Origin of the sequence: Emticicia sp., assembly GCF_043780375.1 — a bacterium.
Taxonomy (GTDB): domain Bacteria; phylum Bacteroidota; class Bacteroidia; order Cytophagales; family Spirosomataceae; genus Emticicia.
In genome coordinates, this window is the sequence record NZ_JAYWCU010000159.1 from 1 (window position 1) to 4,779 (window position 4,779).

Consider the following 4,779-nt stretch of genomic DNA (forward strand, 5'->3'; position numbering starts at 1 on the left):
CCATAAACATTATAAGGAAAATCATTATCGAGATGCACATGATAAAACTGAGCCGTCGGAATGTCAATATCTGAGAAAGTTACACCATCATTATAAGTAACTTCAGCACCGCCATCATCACCAATAATAAAATTATCACTATTTTTAGGATTTATCCAAACATCGTGCGTGTCACCATGATGCACATTTAAGTTACGAATCGTTTTTCCTCCATCAGTAGATTTGAAAGAATTTACATTCAAAATAATCAAACTATTTTCGTTTAATGGGTCCGCTTGCAAATTCATATAATACCACGGGCGTTGCCAAAGGTTTTTGTTATCATTAACCAATGTCCAATGTTCGCCAGCATCATACGAAGTATAAAGACCACCTTTTACATTTTCAATCATGGCATACAGGCGATTAGAATTTGCTGGAGAAACTGCAATTCCCATCTTACCCAAAAGTCCTTTTGGCATTCCTGGTTTTTCGTTCAAACATTCCCAAGTATCGCCACCATCAACCGATTTATACAAGCCACATCCTTTTCCGCCGCTACTCATACTATGCCCGTTGCGATAGGCTTGCCAAAGTGTCGCATAAATCACACGAGGATTATTTGGGTCAATTCTTACGTGGTAAGCCCCAGTGCTATCATTTTTACTTAAAATTTGTTCCCAAGTAGCACCTCCATCTTTACTTCTGAAAACGCCCCGCTCTTTATTTGGAGCAAAAGGATTTCCAACGGCCGCTACATAAACCAAATTATGGTCTTTTGGGTGCACTTCAATCGTTGCAATGCCATCGGCTTTAGGCAAACCTACGTGTTTCCAAGATTTTCCTGCGTTGGTAGATTTATAAACACCATCGCCATAACTAATATTGCTACGCATATCAGCTTCACCCATACCTACATATACAACATTTGGGTCGGATGTAGCCACGGCAATTGCACCAACGGAGCTTGATCGAAAAGTAGAATCACCAATATGATTCCAGTTTGCTCCGCCATCGGTAGTCTTCCAAACACCCCCACCAACTGCACCAAAATAATAAGTAAGTGGTTGGTCGGCAATACCTGCAACAGCAAGCGAACGTCCAGCCCTAAAAGGGCCAATATTTCGCCATGAAAGTCCATTATAAAGATTTTTGTCGATTTTTTTTGATTCAACACTTGGAGAAGATACTGAAGAACTTTGAATGGCAGAATTAATTGGCTTTTTCTTCTGAGAAAAGGAGTTAATTGTTACTAAATATGCTAAAATTACGAAAAAAAGTTTTTTCATGTTGATGATTTGTTAAGGTTTAATCGTAAAATTAAGTGCAACTTTATAATAATACAACATAAATTATCGAAATTTGTAAACGTATTTAAACTTTCCAAAAAACTATAATCACTACTTATAATTAATATGAATCTATTGGTATTTTCACCCACAAACGATTTTAAAAAATTTATTGAATTTTGGATACAATTGTATGACCACAATTCTCCTTGGGAAACAAATTATGAGAAACATTTAAAAGTTGGCAAACCATTTACCCATAAAGATATTCTGCAACTATTTGAATGGGAAAATCAAGCAGGTTTAGGACGCATTCGAGCGGAGGCAATCAAAGATAAAATTTATCCTCATTTAGAATATATTAATGACATGAAGTTTGAAGATTTGATAAATTTGGATGAATTTCATAGTAAATTTGAAACTGTACAAGCCGTATCTCGCACATTTTTATTGCATATCATGAAGCCAGAAGTTTATCCTCTTTACGACCAAAATATTCATGTAGCTTATAATTTCATCCATGGAATTGATTCAGATATTTATCCTTTTCCAAAAAGACCCGAAGATAAAATAAAATTTTATTTTCGGAAACTAATTCCTTTTATTGAAAGTGTTCGAGGAACCCTTTCATTGAAGAAAATAGATGAAGCTTTAAACTCTTACGGACAAATGGTAAAGAAAAATCCAAAAATAAAACACGAATTTTAAGGATTTCAATAATACACTGGATTAATTTTTTAGATTTGCGAAAAATTAGACTTCATTCTATGACCAATAACGAACTTGATAAAATAATTGATAATTTCGACACCGTTTTTCGGGGAGATGCTTGGCATGGACCATCGGTAATGGAATTTCTGAATTCAATGCCAATGAATGTAGTTGATGTTCGCAAAAACTTTTCAAAACATACCATTTGTCAGATTGTTTTCCATTTGACTGCTTGGCGGAAGTTTGCTTATGAAAAACTCAACGATAATATCCGTTATGATTTAGTTACAGAAGAAGATAATTATGGGTCTGAAGAGGATATTACAAAAGAAAATTGGAGCAATTTGGTGTCAAATTTGAAGGAATCTCAGGAAACTTTATTATTAAAATTAGAAAGTTTTGATAATTCACTCCTTACAAGATTAGTACCTGGGCAAGACTATGATTTTTATAAATTGCTAACTGGCTTGATTCAGCACGATACATATCATTTAGGCATGATTTGGGTACTTTGGGAGTGATTTTGTAAGGTAAATCGGGCAATGTTCGCATTGAGCTCAGCATTTATAAATTAAGTTAATTGTACAAAAAAATTAAGCAAAATTCGTTTGAACAAAAAAATTATTGAAAGAGAATTGAACAAAATATTATGGAAGAAGTAGCACAAACAACAGAACTTGACCGAATTAAGATATTATTAAATGCAGCCTTTCATGGTGGAGCATGGCACGGGCCTTCGGTTTTAGAAAATTTAAAAGGGATTAAACCAAAAGCAGCTGGAAATCGTCAAAAAGATATTCATACTATTGCCGAGTTGGTTTATCATATTACAACTTGGAGAATTTTTGTATTGAAAAAAATTCAAGGAGATATTGAATTTCTTATTAAAACAGAAAAACAAAACTGGGGAAATCTTAAAGAGATTGACGAATTTGAGTGGGAAACGCTACAAATGGAACTTACTTTAAGCCATGATGAGCTAATGGCTGTTTTAAATGAAAAGGATGATACTTTACTTTCTGAGATTGTGCCAGGTGCTGAGTATGACTTTTATACGCTCCTACATGGTATCATTCACCACGACCTATATCATAATGGACAAATTGGAATTTTGAAAAAATCTGTTGCAAAAAGTAGTAAATTCGACGACGATGACGAGTTTAAAACAAGCAATTATCTTGATGATGAATATTAATATGCTCAAGATACGATAAGATTCTTAAATAAACTTACAGTATTATTCTAAGATTCGTTGAATTATCTAACCGAGTACTTGTACTATTTAAAGAACACGCTTTGAATTGCTTGGGAAATATAGAACTTTGCAGTAGATTATTTTGTGATTAATAATCTAACATAAATATCTGTAAACTAAATAGTTACGATTATGAACCTGTATTTAAAGTTTGAAAACAACGATTGGTACGACTTTGGTACTGATGATTTAAGTAGTGTTATTCTAATAAAGAATGAAAGAGTAAAAATAAAAAAATGGATGAATGAGGCTCTCGAAGCCATATCAAGATTATCAGCACCATTCGGTACATTTTAAGTGATGCAATTTATTTTATCTTAATACAACAATAACCCTCATTTGATCCAACGAATGAGGGTTATGCATTTATACAAAAAAATTAAAGAAGAAAGGCAAGCAACACAGTTTTAGCTTTTAAAACCACTTAATAACAAGGTCTAATAATTTCATAACCCGATTAGTATAAGGCGGGTGAAACATACTAAATTGAGCAAATTTATTTTCGACAATTGCTCGTTTATTTGAAAATTCTTCAAAACCATATTTACCAAAAGATTTGCCAATTCCTGAATTATTTACTCCGCCAAAAGGTAAATTATCTTGCAAATAGTGAATTGTTGTTTCATTAATAACCGATGCTCCAGCCGATGTATTTTGCAAGAAAAAGTCAATATTCTTGCGTTTTTTACTAAATATATACAAAGCTAAAGGTTTTTCTCCTTTCCTAACATATTCTGTTACATCCTCATTATCAGTAAATTCCTTGATGGGTAAAAGTGGTCCAAATATTTCATCTTGCATGATTTTCATTCCATCATTGACACCGAGTATAAGCGTAGGTTCAATGTAATTTTCAGCATCATCGTTTCGTCCGCCACCTACAACCGTCGCTCCTTTTGAAACTGCATCATCCATATAACTTTTTACTCGATTATAATGTCGGTTATTCACTACTCGACAGTAATCTGGCGTTTTAGAAGCATCATTTCCATACATTTTTATCAAATAAGCATTAGCTTCTTGGATAAATTCAGTAGTTTTAGACTCATGGATATAAATATAATCAGGGGCAATGCAAGTTTGACCATTATTCAAAAACTTCATGGCTGTAATTGCCTGTGCCGCTGCCTTAATATTGGCAGTTTCATCAATAATGGTTGGTGATTTTCCACCCAATTCGAGTGTTACTGAACACAAATTTTGGGCTGCTGCTGTCATCACTATTTTACCAACGGCTGGACTTCCAGTAAAGAAAATATGGCTAAATTTAAGTTTTAATAAGACCGATGACACATCTGCATCGCCTTCGACAACGGCTATTTCACTATCATCAAATAATTCAGAAATCATTTCGGAAATCAATTTTGAAGCATGAGGAACCACCTCCGAAGGTTTCAATATTACTACATTTCCAGCAGCAATTGCCTGTAAAAGTGGCTTTATAGCAAGGTTGAAAGGATAATTCCAAGGACTAATAATCAGACAATTACCTTTGGGTTCGTGAATAATTTTGCTTATAGTACCAATCATTTTCAAAGGCGTATC

The 4,779-nt window shown here is 33.8% G+C and carries 6 protein-coding genes; 4 read left to right on the forward strand and 2 right to left on the reverse strand.

Features of this window, described 5'->3' with window-relative positions:
- Positions 1-1,268: WD40/YVTN/BNR-like repeat-containing protein (locus tag ACH2CJ_RS12660; protein ID WP_394993176.1), on the reverse strand; the 1,268-nt coding region annotated here is incomplete at its 3' end.
- A 126-nt stretch (positions 1,269-1,394) separates the two neighbouring features.
- On the opposite strand from ACH2CJ_RS12660, the gene ACH2CJ_RS12665 reads away from it, so the two are divergent.
- The 4 genes from ACH2CJ_RS12665 to ACH2CJ_RS12680 all read left to right on the forward strand — a co-directional run bounded on the left by ACH2CJ_RS12665 (position 1,395) and on the right by ACH2CJ_RS12680 (position 3,531).
- Positions 1,395-1,976, forward strand: coding sequence for a hypothetical protein (locus ACH2CJ_RS12665; RefSeq protein ID WP_394993177.1), 582 nt, complete (start codon positions 1,395-1,397; stop codon positions 1,974-1,976).
- Positions 1,977-2,035: 59 nt separating this feature from the next.
- Positions 2,036-2,500, forward strand: coding sequence for a DinB family protein (locus tag ACH2CJ_RS12670; protein WP_394993178.1), 465 nt, complete (start codon positions 2,036-2,038; stop codon positions 2,498-2,500).
- 128 nt (positions 2,501-2,628) lie between these two features.
- On the forward strand, positions 2,629-3,174 hold the full coding sequence (locus tag ACH2CJ_RS12675; RefSeq protein ID WP_394993179.1) for a DinB family protein: 546 nt from the start codon (positions 2,629-2,631) through the stop codon (positions 3,172-3,174).
- Positions 3,175-3,366: 192 nt separating this feature from the next.
- Positions 3,367-3,531: a hypothetical protein gene (locus tag ACH2CJ_RS12680; protein WP_394993180.1), complete on the forward strand. Its 165-nt coding sequence runs from the start codon at positions 3,367-3,369 to the stop codon at positions 3,529-3,531.
- Positions 3,532-3,648: 117 nt separating this feature from the next.
- Here the strand turns inward: ACH2CJ_RS12680 and ACH2CJ_RS12685 are convergent.
- On the reverse strand, positions 3,649-4,779 hold a 1,131-nt coding region (locus ACH2CJ_RS12685), incomplete at its 5' end, for an aldehyde dehydrogenase family protein (RefSeq protein WP_394993181.1).